18 protein-coding genes, 1 tRNA gene and 1 riboswitch are annotated in these 17880 nt (G+C 64.0%); of the genes, 3 read left to right on the top strand and 16 right to left on the bottom strand.

Annotated elements, in window-relative coordinates:
* From AC27VQ_RS16215 to tesB, 4 genes are all read right to left on the bottom strand, one after another.
* Positions 1-999: DNA translocase FtsK 4TM domain-containing protein (locus AC27VQ_RS16215; RefSeq protein WP_488717060.1), on the bottom strand; the 999-nt coding region annotated here is incomplete at its 3' end.
* Positions 1000-1234: 235 nt separating this feature from the next.
* Positions 1235-2596 (bottom strand): ammonium transporter, encoded by a 1362-nt coding sequence (locus tag AC27VQ_RS16210; RefSeq protein WP_488717059.1) that lies wholly within the window; start codon positions 2594-2596, stop codon positions 1235-1237.
* Positions 2597-2626: 30 nt separating this feature from the next.
* The gene (locus AC27VQ_RS16205) at positions 2627-2977 is read right to left on the bottom strand and encodes a P-II family nitrogen regulator (protein WP_409530444.1); all 351 of its coding nucleotides are present in this window, start codon (positions 2975-2977) and stop codon (positions 2627-2629) included.
* A 210-nt stretch (positions 2978-3187) separates the two neighbouring features.
* Positions 3188-4072: an acyl-CoA thioesterase II gene (gene tesB / locus AC27VQ_RS16200; protein WP_488717058.1), complete on the bottom strand. Its 885-nt coding sequence runs from the start codon at positions 4070-4072 to the stop codon at positions 3188-3190.
* A gap of 126 nt (positions 4073-4198) precedes the next feature.
* On the opposite strand from tesB, the gene AC27VQ_RS16195 reads away from it, so the two are divergent.
* Positions 4199-5419 carry a ubiquinone biosynthesis hydroxylase gene (locus AC27VQ_RS16195; protein ID WP_488717069.1) on the top strand — a complete coding sequence of 407 codons (1221 nt, stop codon included), beginning with the start codon at positions 4199-4201 and terminating at the stop codon, positions 5417-5419.
* Between the two features lie 161 nt (positions 5420-5580).
* Here the strand turns inward: AC27VQ_RS16195 and AC27VQ_RS16190 are convergent, their stop codons facing one another.
* From AC27VQ_RS16190 to AC27VQ_RS16170, 5 genes are all read right to left on the bottom strand, one after another.
* Positions 5581-5769, bottom strand: coding sequence for a Trm112 family protein (locus tag AC27VQ_RS16190; RefSeq protein ID WP_488717057.1), 189 nt, complete (start codon positions 5767-5769; stop codon positions 5581-5583).
* Between the two features lie 10 nt (positions 5770-5779).
* Entirely contained in the window at positions 5780-6460 is a 681-nt protein-coding gene (locus tag AC27VQ_RS16185; protein ID WP_488717056.1) for an LON peptidase substrate-binding domain-containing protein, read from the bottom strand.
* Between the two features lie 136 nt (positions 6461-6596).
* Positions 6597-7565 carry a thioredoxin gene (gene trxA / locus AC27VQ_RS16180; protein ID WP_488717055.1) on the bottom strand — a complete coding sequence of 323 codons (969 nt, stop codon included), beginning with the start codon at positions 7563-7565 and terminating at the stop codon, positions 6597-6599.
* A 57-nt stretch (positions 7566-7622) separates the two neighbouring features.
* The gene (locus tag AC27VQ_RS16175) at positions 7623-8132 is read right to left on the bottom strand and encodes a prolyl-tRNA synthetase associated domain-containing protein (RefSeq protein WP_488717054.1); all 510 of its coding nucleotides are present in this window, start codon (positions 8130-8132) and stop codon (positions 7623-7625) included.
* Positions 8129-8284, bottom strand: coding sequence for a hypothetical protein (locus AC27VQ_RS16170; RefSeq protein WP_488717053.1), 156 nt, complete (start codon positions 8282-8284; stop codon positions 8129-8131). The genes AC27VQ_RS16175 and AC27VQ_RS16170 overlap by 4 nt, the downstream gene beginning before the upstream one ends.
* 66 nt (positions 8285-8350) lie before the next feature.
* Here AC27VQ_RS16170 and AC27VQ_RS16165 point away from each other — a divergent pair.
* Positions 8351-8425 (top strand) — tRNA-Gly (locus AC27VQ_RS16165).
* Between the two features lie 58 nt (positions 8426-8483).
* Here AC27VQ_RS16165 and AC27VQ_RS16160 read toward each other — a convergent pair.
* Positions 8484-9494: a helix-turn-helix domain-containing protein gene (locus tag AC27VQ_RS16160; protein ID WP_488717068.1), complete on the bottom strand. Its 1011-nt coding sequence runs from the start codon at positions 9492-9494 to the stop codon at positions 8484-8486.
* Positions 9495-9633: 139 nt separating this feature from the next.
* Between AC27VQ_RS16160 and AC27VQ_RS16155 the strand changes: the two genes are divergently transcribed.
* The gene (locus AC27VQ_RS16155; protein WP_488717052.1) at positions 9634-10701 is read left to right on the top strand and encodes an alpha/beta hydrolase family protein; all 1068 of its coding nucleotides are present in this window, start codon (positions 9634-9636) and stop codon (positions 10699-10701) included.
* A 65-nt stretch (positions 10702-10766) separates the two neighbouring features.
* Here the strand turns inward: AC27VQ_RS16155 and AC27VQ_RS16150 are convergent, their stop codons facing one another.
* The 6 genes from AC27VQ_RS16150 to AC27VQ_RS16125 form a co-directional block, all read right to left on the bottom strand.
* Positions 10767-12671 (bottom strand): methyl-accepting chemotaxis protein, encoded by a 1905-nt coding sequence (locus tag AC27VQ_RS16150; protein WP_488717051.1) that lies wholly within the window; start codon positions 12669-12671, stop codon positions 10767-10769.
* Between the two features lie 151 nt (positions 12672-12822).
* Positions 12823-13839, bottom strand: coding sequence for an aldose epimerase family protein (locus tag AC27VQ_RS16145; RefSeq protein ID WP_488717050.1), 1017 nt, complete (start codon positions 13837-13839; stop codon positions 12823-12825).
* A gap of 92 nt (positions 13840-13931) precedes the next feature.
* The gene (locus AC27VQ_RS16140) at positions 13932-14384 is read right to left on the bottom strand and encodes a GNAT family N-acetyltransferase (RefSeq protein ID WP_488717049.1); all 453 of its coding nucleotides are present in this window, start codon (positions 14382-14384) and stop codon (positions 13932-13934) included.
* Positions 14385-14386: 2 nt separating this feature from the next.
* Positions 14387-15310, bottom strand: coding sequence for a homoserine O-acetyltransferase MetA (gene metA / locus AC27VQ_RS16135; RefSeq protein WP_488717048.1), 924 nt, complete (start codon positions 15308-15310; stop codon positions 14387-14389).
* 60 nt (positions 15311-15370) lie between these two features.
* Positions 15371-15448: riboswitch (SAM riboswitch) on the bottom strand.
* A gap of 98 nt (positions 15449-15546) precedes the next feature.
* Positions 15547-15807 (bottom strand): hypothetical protein, encoded by a 261-nt coding sequence (locus tag AC27VQ_RS16130; RefSeq protein ID WP_488717047.1) that lies wholly within the window; start codon positions 15805-15807, stop codon positions 15547-15549.
* Positions 15808-16049: 242 nt separating this feature from the next.
* Entirely contained in the window at positions 16050-17879 is a 1830-nt protein-coding gene (locus tag AC27VQ_RS16125; RefSeq protein WP_488717046.1) for an ABC-F family ATP-binding cassette domain-containing protein, read from the bottom strand.
* Position 17880 lies beyond the last annotated feature (1 nt).

Here is a 17880-nt window from a genome sequence, read left to right as displayed (position 1 = left end):
GGAATCCTCGTCCGGCAGGATGCCGCTCGGATGCGCCAGGCGTTCGTCCGTGTTGAAGGGCAGATCGTCGTCCTCGTCGTCGAGCGCGATCGACGGGGCATCGACGGCGCGGCGGCCGTCCATCGAGGGTTCGACGCGTTCGGACGCGCGCGGCGCAGCGCGGGCGCGCACCGGTTCGTTCAGCGTGCCGAATTCGTCCTCGTTGAAATCATAAGGCTGCTCGATGCCGCGCGCCTTGCGGCGCTGGCCGGTGAGGCCGAAAAGACGGCGCACCCGCGCCTGACCGGTGTACCAGGCATGCGTCATGGCGCCGGCAAACACGGTGAGCGGGCCTTCCCTCTCCTCGTCGTCCTCTTCCTCGGCAACCGTGCGGGCGCGGCTCTGGACGGGGACGGGCGCGAAGTCCTCCTCGTCGTCGATCGTCACGGTGCCGATGAGGCCGGCGCTGAACACCATCAGCCAAGCCGCCGGAACCGCAATGATGCCACCGAGGATGCTGGCCAGCATGCCTGTCGGATAGGCGCCGGTGAAGAGGGCGGGGAAACGCAGGATCATGTCGCCGAAGACGCCGCCAAGGCCCGTCGGCAACGGCCATGTGACCGGGCCGGGCACGCAGGCAAGCGCTGCCGAAGCGAGGATCGCGCCGCCGAGCCAGGCGGCCGCGCGCTGAGGAATGCGGTTGAAGCGGCGGCCGCTGATCAGCCCGATCGCCCAGGCGACGACGGGCAGCAGAGCGATCACGCTGGCAAGGCCGAAGAACTGCATGAAGATATCGGCGAAGACGGCGCCGGGATAGCCGAGCAGGTTCACCGGCGTGCCGCTCGACGCATAGGACAGGCTGGGGTCGGAGACGTTCCACGTGGATAGTGCGGCGATCGCCAGAGCGAGGCCGAGGAAAATGGCCAGCCCGAAAAGGACCTGCACCTGCCGCCAGACGAATGCCGACAGAACGAAACGGTCGTGACGGTTGTCCAGCCCTGCCGAAATGCTTCTGCTCATGGTTACAGCCTGTGCCCACGCAATGAAATACGCACCCTTTCCGCGCGATTCGCGGATGTGCCTGACTGCAAACCCTACGAAGGAAGTTTTAATGGCGCGTTAACCATGCCTTCCCCGATCATGGTTTCCCCAGCGTAAACAAAAAGGGCCCGGACCAGGGTCCGGGCCAAGGGCGGTCTGGTTTCCCAGGCCGCGACGGTTGCATGGCGGCGGCCCGCAAGCCGCCGCGATCTTTTTAGGAGTGGTAGGCCGCTTCGCCGTGCGACGAGAGGTCGAGACCTTCGCGTTCGGCTTCGACCGAGACGCGCAGACCGACGACCAGGTCGACGACCTTGTAGAGGATGGCCGAGACGACGCCGCACCAGACGATGGTGATGACGACGGCGGTGAGCTGCGTCGTGAACTGCGAGGCGATCGAGAAGTCGGCAGCGCCCGTACCGCCGAGCGACGGGGCGGTGAAGATGCCCGTGCCGAGCGCGCCGACGAGGCCGCCCACACCATGGACGCCGAAGACGTCGGCCGTGTCGTCGTAGCCGAACTTGTTCTTCACGACGGCGACGAAGAAGTAGCAGATCGGCGAGGCGATGAGGCCGAGCACGATGGCACCGAACGGACCGACGGAGCCGGCAGCCGGGGTGACGACGACGAGACCGGCGATCATGCCCGAGGCCGCACCGAGCAGCGAGGCCTTGCCGCGGGTGAAGGCTTCGACCACCGACCAGGCCAGGATGGCGGCAGCGGTGGCGACGAAGGTGTTGACGGTGGCGAGAACCGCGCCGCCCGAGGCTTCGAGGTTCGAGCCGGCGTTGAAGCCGAACCAGCCGAACCACAGCATGGCGGCACCGACGAGGGTGAGCGTCATGGAGTGGGGGGCCATCATGTCCTTGCCGAAGCCGGTGCGCTTGCCGACCATGATCGCGCCGATGAGGCCTGCGACGCCGGCATTGATGTGCACGACGGTGCCGCCGGCGAAATCAAGCGCGCCCATGTTGAAGATCAGGCCGTTGCCGTCCCAGACCATGTGGGCGATCGGGAAATAGACGAAGGTGGCCCAGAGCACGGTGAAGAGGATGACGGCCGAGAACTTGATGCGCTCGGCGAAGGCGCCGATGATCAGGGCCGGCGTCAGCGCCGCGAAGGTCATCTGGAACAGCATGAAGATATATTCCGGAATGACGACGCCGTCGGAGAAAGTCGCCGCCGTGCTGTCGACGGTCACGCCCGACAGGAACATCTTGGCGAAGCCGCCGAAATAGGGGCTCGTCGAACCACCGAAGGCGAAGGAATAGCCGTAGGTGACCCAGACGATCATCATGACGGCGCCGATGACGGTGCACTGCATGAGAACGGACAGCATGTTCTTGGCACGCACCAGGCCGCCATAGAACAGAGCGAGGCCCGGTATCAGCATGAAGAAGACGAGCAGCGTCGACAGGAACATGAAGACGGTATCCGCCTTGTCCGGAACGGGTGCAGCAGCAGCGGCTTCGGTTGCGGCGGGTGCCGTTTCCTGCGCGAAGGCGACCACGGGCGCAAACACGGCCGTCGTGGCGGCAGCCACGCGGGAAAGGGTATGAGAAAGCTTGAATGACGACATTGTAACTAGGCTCCCTGAAAGGCCGTTTGCTTAGAGCGCTTCGGTATCGGTTTCGCCGGTGCGGATGCGCACGGCATGGTCGATGGCATAGACGAAGATCTTGCCGTCGCCGATCTGGCCGGTCTTGGCGGCACCGGCGATCGCTTCGACGGCTCTGTCGGCGAGGTCGCCCGGCACGGCGATCTCGATCTTCAGTTTCGGCAGGAAGCTGACGGCATATTCGGTGCCACGGTAGATTTCCGTGTGGCCCTTCTGGCGCCCGTAACCCTTCACTTCGGTCACGGTCAGGCCCTGGATGCCCACGGCGGTGAGGGCTTCGCGCACCTCATCGAGTTTGAACGGCTTGATAATGGCCATTACGATTTTCATCTGGTTTCCCATCCTTCGTGCTTGTCCCCCAGCCGGGGCCATGTCTCTGGCCGTTTGCAGATGCAACGACTGAGACCTACACATTCAAGGGGCGTGCCAGATTCGAACGCCTCAGCTAAAACGCTGATTTTCAACCAATAAAAATAGCTCTTATGCTGCGGCGCAAAAAATCGTCACCGCAGATGATCAAAAAGTAGGCGATATTAGTATTATGAATGAAATTTAGTCAGTTGCCTTTTTCCGAATCAGCCCCTCCTGGGCGACGGAGGCAAGAAGGGTGCCGGAACGGCTGAAAATTGCGCCACGCGTCATGCCGCGCCCGCCGAAGGCCGAGGGACTGTCCTGGCTGTAGAGCAGCCAGTCGTCGAGAACGGGCGGGCGATGGAACCACATGGCATGATCGAGGCTCGCCACCTGCAGCCTGCGATCCAGCACGGAGGTACCGTGCGCGAAAAGCGACGTATCGAGCAGCGTCATGTCGGAGAGATAAGCAAGCACCGCCGCCTGCAGGTGACGCTCGGCCGGCACCGGCCCGGTCGTGCGCACCCAGATATTCTGGCTCGGCTCCAGCTTCTCGGCGGAAAAATAGTGGTCGAGCGCGATGGGGCGCAGCTCGATCGGCCGGGGACGCTCCCAATAGGCGCGGATATGCGCGGGCGCCTGCGTCAGGAAACGCTCCTTCAGATCCGCCTCCCCGAGCAGCGTTTCCGGCATCGGCACATCCGGCATCGGCGCTTGGTGCTCGAAACCGTCCTCATCGTCCTGGAAGGAAGCGGTCATGAAATAGATCGGCTTGCCGTGCTGGATGGCAGTGACGCGGCGCGTGGCGAAGGAGCCGCCGTCACGGATGTTTTCGACGTCGTAGATGATCGGCACGGAGGGATCGCCCGGCCGCACGAAATAGGCGTGCAGGGAGTGCACGAAGCGCCCCTCCTCCACCGTGCGCGTGGCCGCCACCAGCGCCTGGCCGATCACCTGCCCGCCGAACACCCGCTGCCAGCCGACCTGCGGGCTCTTGCCGCGAAAGAGCTGCGCCTCGAGCTGCTCGAGATCGAGCGTTTCGATGAGGAGGTCCATGGCGGGGTTCTGGGCAGGATGGCGCGACATTTGGACGTGGCTCCGATAGGTGGCCTGAGGTAGGAAAGCGGTCCTTCCTCCTCTATATAGGGGGAAACAAGACCTCAAGCGGCCAGGAGCCTTCCCATGACCGACGCGACCAAGCCCGACGCTCCCATGCTCGACGTTCTTGTCGCCGGCGGCGGCTATGTCGGCCTGTCGCTGGCCGTCTCGATCAAGAAGGCCGCGCCGCACCTTGCCGTCGAGGTGGTCGATGGCGCGCCGGAGCATGTCTGGCAAAAGGACGAGCGCGCCTCGGCCATCGTCGCGGCCGCGCGCAACCTGCTCGACGTGCTCGGCGTGTGGAACGAGATCGCCGCCGAGGCCGAACCGATCCGCTGCATGGTCGTCACCGATTCGCGCACCGCCGATCCCGTGCGCCCGGTCTTCCTGACCTTCGAGGGCGCCGGCTCCGGCGATGACGGCCAGCCCTTCGCCCATATGGTGCCGAACCGCGCCATGACCGGCAGCCTGCTGCGCCAGGCCGAACTTCTGGGCATCCCCGTGCACTGGTCGACATCGGCCGAGGGGTTTGCCACCGGCCAGCATGCCACCGACGTCACCCTCTCCGACGGCTCCACGCGGAAAACCCGCCTGCTCGTCGCCTGCGACGGCGTGCGCTCGAAACTGCGCGACATGGCCGGTATCAAGACCGTGCGCTTTGACTACGGACAATCCGGCATCGTCACCACCGTCGCGCACGAGCGCCCGCATGACGGCACGGCGGAAGAACACTTCCTGCCCGCTGGCCCCTTCGCCACGCTGCCGCTCACTGGCAACCGCTCCTCGCTCGTCTGGACCGAGCGCACGGAGGACGCCCGCCGCCTCGTAGAGAGCGACGACCTCGTCTTCGAAGAAGAGCTGGATCGCCGCTTCGGCCACAAGCTGGGCGCACTGAAAGTCGTCGGCGGCCGCCGCGCCTTCCCGCTCGGTCTCACACTCGCCCGCGCCTTCATCGCGCCGCGCTTCGCGCTGGCGGGCGATGCCGCGCACGGCATCCATCCGATTTCCGGCCAGGGCCTCAATCTCGGCTTCAAGGATGTCGCGGCGCTGGCCGAAACAATCGTCGAAGCCGACCGTCTCGGCCTCGATATCGGCGCCGTCTCGGTTTTGGAGCGCTACGAGACCTGGCGCCGCTTCGACACGGTGCGCATGGGCGTCACCACCGATGTGCTGAACCGCCTGTTCTCCAATGACATGACACCGATCCGCGTGCTGCGCGACGTCGGCCTCGGCGTCGTCGACCGCCTGCCGGGCCTCAAATCCTTCTTCATCCGGCAGGCCGAAGGCACCACCGGCGGCGGGCATCCGCGCATGCTGGTCGGTCAGCGGATTTGATTAGCAGCGCATCTCTAAACGCGCACCCCACCCACCTCCGTCATCCTCGGGCTTGACCCGAGGATCCATGCCACAGGCAGGACAGTGCGGATGCGTGGATCCTCGGGTCAAGCCCGAGGATGACGAAGGAGAGGGCTGTGTTCAAAGCCCCCAACCACACCTCAATCCTTGATTTCACGCGCCTCAGAAATCAGCATGATCGGGATGCCGTCGCGGATCGGATAGGCGAGCTTGGCTTTTTCGGAAATCAGTTCGCCGGCCTGCGCATCATAGTGCAGCCTCCCCTTGGTCAGGGGGCAGACGAGAAGTTCGAGCAGTTTGGGCGCGACCCGGCTGGTGCTTTCGTCCATCGATACCGTCCTACTGTAGCCGCGTATCGACATCGCCATAGCTGCGCGCCAAAACGATCTCGGTGATGGCGATCAGCGTTTCGGCGCGGGTTTTGAGATCCGGTGCCTCCAGCAGCGCCTGCTTTTCCGCGGGGCCATAGGGCGACATCATCGCCATGGAATTGACCAGCGTCGTGTTGCTGGCACGCTCCACGCTCTCCCAATCCGCCTCCAGCTTGTTGGCGTCGAGATAGGCCTTGAAGGCGGCGAGCAGCGCGTCACGGTCGACGGTATTCTCGTCATCCTGTGCGGAGAGATCGCCGATGAAGGGCGCGATGCGGAAACTGCGGTAGGATTTCGCGCCGGTGGCTTCCTGCAGCAGGCGGTAGCGGCACACGCCGGTCAGCGACACGACATAGCGCCCGTCACCCGTTTCCGCGAAGGAGGTGATGCGGCCGATGCAGCCGACCTTGCAGAGCTCGGGATTGTCGTGGCCGGTCTCGTACGCGCGGTGCTCGCCGAAAACAGGCTGCACCATGCCGATCAGCCGGTGCGAGGCGAGCGCATCGTCGAACATGGAGAGATAACGCGGCTCGAAGATGTTGAGCGGCAGCTGGCCGCCGGGCAGGAGAAGCGCCCCCGTCAGCGGAAAGACGGGGATCGTCTCGGGCAGGTCCGCCGGCTTCAGATAGCGCGCATTTCCCACATGCATGGCATTGCCTTCCCTTCCACGGCGCGGTGCTGCGTCCGGGCTCCTCCGTCCCGGCCCCTCGCCGACGCGCCTTTTCCGAATGTGGGGCGGGCGCGCCGTTTCTCAAGGGATGCTGTCTTATCCCGGGCAAAAAACCTCAGGAAAACAGGATCGACGAGAGCTTGCGGCGGGCCGATATCGTCGCCGGGTCCTTCGGTCCCCAGACATCGAAGAACTGCAGCAATTCGCGGCGCGCGCCGTCATCGTCGAAGGCGCGATCGCGCTTCATGATATAGAGCAGGTGCTCGGCCGCCGCCTGGCGATCGCCCTCGACATTGCGGATCTTCGCAAGGTTCAGCCGGGCGGTGTGGTCGTCGGCATTCAACGCCAGCGCCTGCTCAAGGGCGGAGGGATCGCCGAGCTTGCGCGCCTCTTCGATCTGGTCGAGCTTCTTGAGGACTGCTAGCACGGCAGGATCCGCCGCGACCGCGTCCGGCAGGTTGCTCAGCGTCTGGCGGGCATTCTGCACCTGATCGACGGCGATCATGCACTCGGCAATGCCGGCAAGAGCCACGGCGTTTTCAGGATCGGCTTGCAGCAAGGCGCCGTAGAGATCGGCGGCACCGGCAACATCGCCGGCATCGAACAGCGTCTTGGCCTCGGCCAGCAGCGCCTCGATCTCGGCCTTCTCATCAGTACCCGCCGGGCCGGCGACCTTGTCGATGAAGTCGCGGATCTGGCTTTCCGGCACCGCGCCCATGAACCCATCCACCGGCCGACCGCCGACGAAAGCGACGACGGCGGGAATGGACTGGATGCCAAGCTGGCCGGGAATGGACGGATGGTCGTCGATGTTGAGCTTGACGAGCTTCACGCGGCCGGCGCTTTCGCGCACGACCTTCTCGATGATCGGCTGGAGCTGCTTGCAGGGGCCGCACCAGGGCGCCCAGAAATCGACGAGAACGGGCTGCTGGCGCGAGGCCTCCATCACGTCGCGCGAAAAATTCGCCGTCGTCGTGTCCTTGATCAGGTCATCCGCCGCCGGAGCCGCGCCGCCACCATAGCTCGCCGAAACGTTCATCTGGCCGCCATAGGACGATGCATAGGGGTTTTCACCTGCACTCATGGTCTTCTCCTGTGGCGCCAAGCGCCTGAATCACGTGTCTGCGCCCAAAATCGTATGTCAGGCGGTGACTTTCAAGACAAGCGGCTCATGTCCCGTCGCCTCGATGAAGCGCAACAGGTCCTTCGAGCCGATCGATGTCGTCGCGTCGTTGCGCAGCGGATGGCAGTTGATCGTATCGTATTGCATGAGATCGGCATCGACGATCACCTTTACCTGGCGTTCGGTATCGTTGATGACGCCGAAAGCGGTGACGGCGCCGGGAATGACGCCGAGATATTCCATCAGCTTTTCCGGCTTGCCGAAGGAGACCTTGCTCGCCGCGCCGATGACCGTATGGATGGTCTTCAGGTCGATCGTCGCATGTTCCTCGACAGTCATCAGGAAGTAGTTGTCCTTCTTGTCCTTCACAAAGAGGTTCTTCGTGTGGCCGCCGGGAATTTCGTCACGCAGCGCCACCGATTCGGCGACGGTGAAGACCGGCGCGTGCTCCTTGGTCGAATGGGCGATGCCGAGCCCGTCGAGAAACTGGAAAAGGTCCTTGTCGGTCTTCGGCTGCGGTTCGCTCATGTCATCGTTCCCGGCGTGATTTGTCCCTGCCGCTGATAGGGCTTAGATCCCTTTAGCGCAACCGCCTGAGAATCCGGCGCTTTGAAAGCCGCTGTAATTTTTTCTTCAAAATCCGAAATTTCCCTGTTGCCTTTTAAAAGGCCTTGGGCCATATACCGCCCGTCGCCGCAACGCAGCGACCTTCGGCCAAGCGATCTACCCCAGGCCGTCGCAGATGAGCGGGTGTAGCTCAGGGGTAGAGCACAACCTTGCCAAGGTTGGGGTCGGGCGTTCGAATCGCCTCACCCGCTCCATTCTCTCCAAAGTTTCGAAGCCTCGGTTTTCCGGGGCTTTTGTTTTTTCTGGCTTTCGCTACGGCATCGCCGGGCGGTTTTCCGTGCGCCAGGTGGCTGGGCTCTGGGCGGTGACGCGGCGGAATTCGCGGTTGAAGTTGGATTTCGTCTGGAAGCCCGATTCGAGCATGGCCGTGGTGACGGGCATGTCGGTCTCACGCAGCAGCCGGCAGGCCTCCTTGATGCGGAAATCATTGATATATTGCGAGACGTTCTTGCCGGCGAGTCGGTTGATCGCGCCGGAGATTTGCCGCGCCGGTACGTTTGCACGCCGGGCGAGGCGCGCGAGGGTCAGATTGTCATCGCGAAACAGTTTTTGCTCCGAAAGCAGCCGGTCGACGCGTTCCAGCACATCGCGGTCCCTTTCAGCGATCGCTGCGTCTTCTTCCGTCTCCTCCGAGGGCAGGGAAGGCGCGCGGGCGCGCGCCGCAACCGTCGCGGTCAGGCCGACAAGGAGGAGGCCCAGCAGATTGGCGTTGCTGACGAGCATCGGCACGTTTTCTCCGCGACTCCATTCGAATGCGAGAAGCACGGCGATGTCGAAGCAAGCTGAAACGCAGAGAGCGCCCGCGGCGATCAGAAGAGCCTTGTGGGCGCTGACGGCGTCATCGAGTCGGGCTTCCTCCAGCCCATCGGGCCCGGCATGGGCGAGCCGCAGCAGGATCATGGCGTAACCGACGAAGATGACGACGAGCGCGCCATCGATGAGACTGGGTGCCAGCAAAAGCAAAGCGAGAACAACGAACGGCGGCGCGATATTCAGCCAGCGGATGTTCGCGCGGTCACGATGGATAAGGCTTTGAAAGCTCGCCAGCACCAGCGGCGGCAGGGCGCCCGCCAGCACCGGCAGGACGAAGCGCACTGCCGTCACATCATAGCCCCAGCGCAGGCCGACGGCGATCGACTGTACGATACAGAGACCGATCAGCACCAGAAACGGCCGGTTGCCGACCTCGTGCTGGCGCAGGAGAGCGACGAAGCGCAGGAAAAGCAGAATGGCGATGACGAAGGGCAGGGGGATGAAGAGCACGGACAGCACGGTTCGATTGACGGTGACGGCCATCATGGGCCGGATCGCGATCAAGGGCGACCTCAAACACGATCGAGGACGCGTTGAGCGGCGCTTGCAATGAAGATTTCGGGGTCAAACGCAACCAAACGAGGTTTTCATGACCCGCCACCGTTTTCTTCCCACCCTCCTGCTTGCCGGTATCGCCGCCACATCGGCCCATGCCGCAGATGTCGGGGTTCGCACGATCTCTGTTTTCGCACCAGACCGCGGACGCGATATGCCGGTCACCGTCTGGTATCCGGCCACCGCCGGCGGCACGCCCGGTCTGGTCGGCGACAACAAGCTCTTCAAGGGCGCGCCGGCGCTCAAGGATGCGCCCATCGCCGAGGGACATTTTCCGCTGGTGCTGTTCTCCCATGGCTCAGGCGGACGCATCGAAGGCATGGCCTGGCTGGCGACTGCGCTCGCCGAATCCGGCTTCATCGTCGCAGGGCCGAACCACCCCGGCACGACGAGCGGCGATTCGACGCCGGCCGCGACGCCGAAGATCTGGGAGCGTACCGCCGATCTCTCGGCTCTGATCGACCGGTTCTCGACCGATGCCGGCTGGCGTGCGGCGATCGACCCCGCGCGCATCGGTGTCGTCGGCTTTTCGCTCGGCGGCGCCGCGGCGATGGAAATCGCCGGCGCCCGCGCCGATCTCAAGGCCTATGCACGCTATTGCGACAGCTACGGCAAATGGGATTGCGCCTGGTTTTCTGGTGGGCGCGGTTATGTCGGCGATGTGCCTGTGGACGTGGAGAAGGTCGATTTGCGCAAGATCGACAAGACGCGCTTCGAGCAGTCGAACCGCGATCCGCGTGTGCGCACCGTGGTGGCGGTCGATCCCGGCCTGGCTCAGGCCTATCAGCCGGACAGCCTGAAGGCGGTCGACATTCCGCTCACCTTCATCAATCTCGGCAATCCGGACACGATCCCCGAGGCGGTGATCTCGGACAAGCTTGCGGCACTCGTTCCCGACAGCGCCTATGCGGCCGTTGCCGATTCCGTGCATTTCAGCTTCCTACCGGAATGCAAGGATGGCAGCGCGGCGCTGCTGAAGTCGCTCGGCGAAGTCGATCCGATCTGCGACGAACCCGGCAAACGCACGCGTGGTGACATCCATGCCGAGCTGAAGCAGCTGATCGTCGAGGCGCTCCAGCGCGATCTCAAGGCTTCGTTCTGACCGGAGGAGAAAAGCCGGCGACCCGTTGCGGGCGCCGGCCTTTCCGTATGAGATAGCGATCCGCCTCAGGCGGCGCGGCGCTGCTGCATGGACGGCCCGCGCCCTGCTGCGATGTGGAACTGCGACAGCGCCGTCTGAAGCTGGGCGGCTTCGCTGGCCAGCACCTGGCTGGCGGCGGTGGTTTCTTCCACCATCGCGGCATTCTGCTGGGTCATCTGGTCCATCTGGTTGACGGCGGTGTTGATTTGGCCGAGTGCGGCGGACTGTTCCTGCGCCGCGCGGGTGATCGAGACGACATGGTCGTTGACGCGGTTGACGAGGTCCTTGATCTCGGAAAGCACGTCACCGGTCGAGAGCACCAGCGAGACGCCGCCCTTCACTTCGCCGGCCGAAGCGTTGATCAGGGTCTTGATCTCCTTGGCGGCATTGGCCGAGCGCTGGGCGAGTTCGCGCACTTCCTGGGCGACGACGGCAAAGCCGCGGCCGGCTTCGCCCGCACGCGCCGCTTCCACGCCGGCATTCAGCGCCAGCAGGTTCGTCTGGAAGGCGATTTCGTCGATGACCGAGATGATCTGGCTGATCTTCTGCGAGGACTGCTCGATGCGGCCCATGGCGTCGATCGCGCTCTTGACGATATCACCCGACTTTTCGGCGCTTTCCTTGGTCTCGCGCACGATCTCGGAGGCTTCGATGGCGCGCGTGGTGGAGGTCTTCACCGTCGTGGTGATCTCCTCGAGCGCGGCTGCGGTCTCCTCCAGCGAGGCGGCCTGCTGCTCCGTGCGGTGGGCGAGCTGGTCGGCGGCGGCCGAAAGCTCGCGGCTGTTGCCGGTGATCGTGCCGGCCGTGGTGAGGATGCCACCCATCGTGCTGCGCAACGTGCGCATGGCGCCGTTGACGTTGGCCTGCAGCTCGGCGAAATCGCCCTGGAACTGGCCTGCCATTTCCTGCGTGAGATCGGCATGCGAGAGCGAGGCGATGACACGACGCACTTCGCTGACGCCGCGGTCGACATTCTGCACCAGCGCGTTGACGCCAGTGGCGAAGCGGCTGAGATCCTCATCCTCATAGGCTTTGGTGATGCGGCGCGAGAAATCGCCGGCAGCGGCAGCCGCGACGATCGTCGAGATATTCGATTGCAGGTCCTTGCTCTGCGCCTGAAGGGCTGCTTCCTGGGCTTCCATGTCGCGCATCTGCATCTCGTTGGCGCGGAAGACGTCGAGCGTACGGGCCATGGCGCCGATCTCGTCCTGGCGCTCGGTGCAGGGGATCGCGTCATCGAGCTTGCCGGCGGCGAGGTTCGACATGACGCCGGTCAGAAGCTGGATCGGGCGCACGATGCCCTTGCGGGCAAAGGCGATGCTGAACAGCATGCCCGCGACGATGCAGACGAAGGCGGTGGCAAGCAGCAGGACCTGCGTGGTCGTCGAGCGCGAGATGGCGGTGGCGCGTGATTCCGAAAGCGTCCTGGCGGAATAGGTCGTGTATTCCTTGAGCGCCGCGGTGACGGCCTTCTGACCTTCCAGCGCCTTGTCGAGCGCGGCGAGAATGGCTGCGCGGTCGTCACCCTTTTCCGTGGCAACGGCGACCATGGCGCGGATCTCGTCGAAATAGGGCGTCATGGCAGCGCGCACGCCGTCGAGCAGCTTCTGTTCGCTGGCGTCAGCCGTCGAGGCAATCTTCGGCAGGCGGTCGAGCATTTCCTTCGAGCGCTTATCCGTCTCGGCGGCGAAATCGCCGGCCTTTTCCGGGGCGAGCGCCAGCTGATAGGTCATGCGGCTGATGGCGATGACATCGATGCGCAGGTCCATGGCCTCGCGGGCCACCTCTTCCCGCGCACCGGTATCCTCAAGCGCACCGCCGAGCGAGGTCAGGCCGCGGCTGCCGACGGTGGCGATGGTGCCGGCGGCAATGCCCATTAGGAGCACGAGAAAGCCGACCTTCCGGGAGATCGAGAGATCCGAGATTTTCATGGACAGAAGTCCCCTGGGGCGACCGACGCTGTCCTGGCGCATTCATCCCGCACAACCCGGCATCATTCCGGGTCCATGCGGGCCTTGTGCGGCACAAAGGTTTCGATTGTCTTGCGTTTTTCCCGTTGCCTTTGGGGGTCGGGAACCGCCGTCAGGCCTTGCGGAAGACGTAATCCGTCTCCTGCCGCAGCGTCTCGCCGGGGCGCAGGATCGCCTTGGGGAAATCCGCGTGATTGACGGCGTCGGGCCAGATCTGCGTCTCCAGGCAGAAGCCGGCGAACGCGCCGTAGTGGCGACCTTCGAGGCCGGGAACGGCCGGACCGACCTTGGCGCCGGTATAGAGCTGCACACCCGGCTCGGTCGTCAGCACGGCAAGCGAAACGCCCGAAACGGGGCTGCGCACCTCGGCGACGGGACGCTTGGCCACGCGCTCCGGCGAAAGGCAGAAATTGTGGTCGAAGGCGACACCTCCCTCTTCCGTCTGGCGGGCAAGCGGGGTCCATTCCCTGAGATCGAAGGGCGTGCCGGCGACAGGGCGGACCTCACCGGTCGGAATGAGGTTTTCATCGACGGGCAGGTAGTGTTCCGCCGCCAGACGGATCTCGTGGCCCAGCGCATCCGCGCCGCCATCCAGAATGAAATAGCTGTGCTGGCAGAGATTGACCGGCGTCGGCGCGTCGGTCACGGCCTCATAGACGACGGAGAGCACGCCCTCGCCCGGCAGGCGATAGGTGCAGGTGATGGCGCAATTGCCGGGATAACCGGCGCGGCCGTCGGGATCGGTCAGCGTGAGCGTGACGAAATCGGCGCCCTTTTCGGCAATCCGCCAGTTCTGCCGGCCAATGCCGTCGCTGCCGCCGTGCAGATGCGTGACGCCGCGCTCGTTGCGTTCCAGCTGGTAGTCGCGACCGTCGATGGCGAAGCGTCCGCCGCCGATCCGGTTGGCGCAACGGCCGGGCGTGGCGCCGAAGAACGGCGAATGATCGAGATAGGACGGCAGGTCTTCGAAGCCGAGCACCAGCGGCGCATCGTGCCCGTCAAGCCTGAGGTCCTGGATGACGGCGCCCCAAGTCAGGACAGAGGCCGTCAGTCCGCCGCCCGATATCGTAACGCGCTCCACCGCTTCCCCCTGATCGAGCCGACCGAAGATATCCTGTTGCTGACCCACGCTTGCGTCTCCTCCGCCGGCTTTCCCAGCGCGGCAACCTGCTTCAATTCCTTGCCGGCCGCAACCGAAAAGTCATACTATTCGACAACCCGTCAGAGGTTCTTCTGATAGACGAGGAAGGAGGTCTTCTCGGCGATGCGGTCGTAGAGTTGGCGCGCAGTGGCGTTGAACTCCTGTGTCATCCAGTAGACCTCGGGCGAGCCGGCCTCCTTCGCCTTGGCATAGACGCCTTCGATCAGCGCGCGGCCAATGCCGCTGCCGCGCACGTCGGGATCGGCAAAGAGATCCTGCAGGTAGCAGACATTGCCAACCGTCCAGCACGAGCGATGGAAGAGGTAGTGCGCGAGGCCGACAGGCTTGCCGTCGAGCGTGGCGATGAGGCCACGGTATTCGCCCTCGGCGACCTCGCCCGTCAGACGGGCGAAGGTCGTGGCAAAAATCTCTTCCGGCAGAACCGTCTCGTAGAAGGCGAGATAGGCGGTCCACAGGCGGCGCCATTCGCCTTCATCATCCTTGTGCAGCGGGCGAATAACGACACGGCTCATGGTCAGGCTCCCGTTCCGATCTTTTCGAGGTCGTATGGCGTTGTCTGGTAGATTTCGTTGATCCAGTTGCCGAACAGCAGATGCGCATGGCCGCGCCAGCGGTTCTGCGGCGGCAGCGCCGGATCGTTGTGGGGGAAATAGTTCTTCGGCATCTTGATCGGCACGCCGGCCGAGACGTCGCGGAAATACTCGTCTGCGAGCGAGGTCGAGTCGTATTCGACATGGTTGAAGATATAGAGCCGGTTGCCGGCCGTCTCCTGCACGAGGCAAACGCCCGTCTCGTCGGATTCGAGCAGGATATCGAGATCGTCGACCGCGCGGACGTCCTCCGTGCGGATCTCCGTCCAGCGCGACACCGGCACTTCGAAATCGTCGGAGAAGCCGTTGAGATAGACCGATGACGGCTTGCGATTGTGGTGGCGATAGACCCCGAAAGCCTTTTCGTCGAGCGTGTGCTTGGGCACGCCGTGGAAATGGTAGATCGCCGCCATCGCGCCCCAGCAGACATTCAGCGTGGAATGCACATTGGTTTCGGTCCAGTCGAGGATGGCCTTCATCTCGTCCCAGTAGGTGACGTCCTCGTAGTCGAGCGTCTCCACCGGCGCACCGGTGATGATGAAGCCGTCGAACTTGCGGTGCTTCACTTCCTCCCACGTGTCGTAGAAGGCAAGCAGGTGCTCCTCGGAGGTGTTCTTGGCGCGATGGCCGCCGACACGCACCAGCGACAGTTCGACCTGCAACGGCGAGGCGCCGACGAGGCGTGCCATCTGCACTTCCGTCTTGATCTTGTTCGGCATGAGGTTGAGAAGCCCGATCTGCAACGGGCGGATATCCTGCCGGATCGCCATCGTTTCGGTCATCACCCGGACACCCTCGTTCACGAGAGTTTCGAAGGCGGGGAGCGTATCGGGAATCTTGATGGGCATGTCTCAACTCGATCCAAAACAAAAACCGGCCGCAACGACGTCGCAACCGGTCCACGTAAGGGTCTTCCTCGCGCGGCCCTTTAGCGACTTGTTTAACGTGGCTGCAAGCCGGCCGGCCAAATCACCACGAGGCATTTAAATAGCGCCACTCCGCCTGCGAATCAATCCATGCCCGAATGCACCGAGGCCCGGATGCGGCGGGCATCCGGGCCTCGATCGGAAATCTCGATAAAGGCTCAGTAGTAGCCGAACGAGAAGCTGTAGCCGTTGTGGCTGTTGTAGCCGTAGCTGCCACCGTAGTGCTTCTTGTAGCCATGGTGTTTCTTGTAGCCGTAATGGCCACCATAGTGCTTCTTGTAACCGTAATGCTTCTTGTAGCCGTGATGCTTGTGGCCATAGCCGTAGCTGTTGTAGCCGTAATTGCCAGCCTCGGACGGGGCGGCGAAGGACACGGCAGCGACAGCGGCGACGACGGCGGAAATGATGAACTTGCGCATGGGATGCTCCTGATCTCTTTCGGTTGCAGGATGAGCGCTTCTCATCCAATGACCCGACTATCCCATGGTCCGTTCATGCGCGCTGTTTCGGATGGAACAGGGCTTTTACCCTCAATCCCACCCACTGCCGTCATCCTCGGCCTTGAGCCGAGAATCCATACCGCACCCGCAGCGGTGGATGCTCGGGTCAAGCCCGAGCATGACGAGGAGGGGGGTGGCGGCGACATGTGTCCGGAAAGGGCTCAGCCCTCCAGTTCCTCCCGCAGCATTTCCAGCTCCAGCCATTCCTCTTCCATCTTCGTCAGAGATGCGCGCAGCTTTTCCATCTCCGTGGCCAGCTTGTTGAAGGTGGCGCGGTCCTTGGTGAAGAGGTTGGGATCGGCCATCTTCGCCTCGCGAGCGGCGATCTCCTTTTCCGCCTTCTCCATCTCCTTCGGCAGGTTTTCCAGCGCGAATTTCTGCTTGTAGGAAAGCTTGCCCTTGGCCTTGCCGTCCGCCGGGGCGGATGCGGGCGATGCCTCGGCGGCCTTCGCCTTCTCGGCCTTTTCCGCCTTGCGCTTCTCGTCGATCGCGCCACGGCGCTGCGCCATCATGTCGGTATAGCCGCCGGCATATTCGATCCAGCGACCATCAGGGTTTTCCGGGTCGGCAGGCGCGATGGTCGAGGTGACGGTGCGGTCAAGGAAGTCGCGGTCGTGGCTGACGAGCAGCACCGTACCGGCAAAACCGGCGACGATTTCCTGCAACAGGTCCAGCGTCTCGATGTCGAGGTCGTTGGTCGGCTCGTCGAGGATGAGCAGGTTGGTCGGGCGCGACAGGATGCGCGCCAGCATCAGCCTTGCGCGCTCGCCGCCGGAGAGGTTGCGGATCGGCGTGCGGGCCTGTTCCGGCTGGAAGAGGAACTCCTTCATATAGCCGGTGACGTGGCGCTGCTCGCCGTTGACCAGCAGGTTTTCGCCCCGGCCGTCGGTGAGGTAGTGGGCGAGCGTGTCATCGAGGTTCAGGTCCTCACGACGCTGGTCGAGCGTGGCGATCTCCAGATTGGTGCCGAGCTTGACGGTGCCGCTATCGGGTTCCAGCTGGCCGGTCAGCATTTTCAGCAGCGTCGTCTTGCCGGCACCGTTCGGGCCGACGAGGCCGATGCAATCGCCCCGGTGCACGCGGATCGAGAAGGGCGCGACGATGGTGCGCTCGCCGTAGGCCTTGGTGATCTTTTCCGCCTCGATGACCAGCTTGCCGGATTCCTGCGCATCGGAGGCGCTGGCCTGCACACTGCCCTGCGGGCCCTTGTGGCCGCGATAACGCGAGCGCAAATCGTGCAGCGCGCCGAGACGGCGCATGTTACGCTTGCGGCGTGCCGTCACGCCGTAGCGCAGCCAGTGCTCCTCGCGCTCGATCGCCTTGCCGAGCTTGTGCTGCTCCAGCTCCTCGGCCTCGAGCACCTCGTCGCGCCAGGCTTCGAAATGGCCGAAACCGCGGTTGAGCCGGCGCGACTGGCCGCGATCGAGCCAGACGGTGGCATTGGAGACCTTTTCGAGGAAACGACGGTCGTGCGAGATGACGACGAGCGCCGAGCGGGTCGATTGCAGCTCGCCTTCCAGCCATTCGATGGTCGGAAGATCGAGATGGTTGGTCGGCTCGTCGAGCAGAAGAATATCCGGTTCCGGCGCCATGACGCGGGCAAGTGCGGCGCGGCGCGCCTCGCCACCCGACAGCGACTTCGGGTCTTCCGTGCCGTCGAGGCCGAGATGTTCGAGCAGATAGGTGACGCGGTACGGATCGTCGCTCGGGCCAAGCCCGGCTTCGGCATAGGCCGCGACCGTGTCGTAGCCGTCGAAATCCGGCGCCTGGTGCAGGTAACGGATGGTCGCGGAGGGATGGCGGAAGACCTCGCCCGATTGCGCCTCAGCAAGGCCGGCGGCGATCTTCATCAGCGTCGACTTGCCCGAGCCGTTGCGGCCGACAAGCGAGATTCGGTCACCGGGCTCCACCTGGAGGCTCGCGCCAGCCAAGAGCGGCGTGCCGCCGAAGCTCAGAAAGATATCGTCGAGTTTGAGAATGGGCGGTGCCAAG

Source organism: Shinella sp. 20P9.1.1, assembly GCF_057798995.1.
The sequence above is the reverse complement of the archived record's forward strand: the minus strand, read 5'-3'. Positions and strand labels throughout refer to the sequence as shown.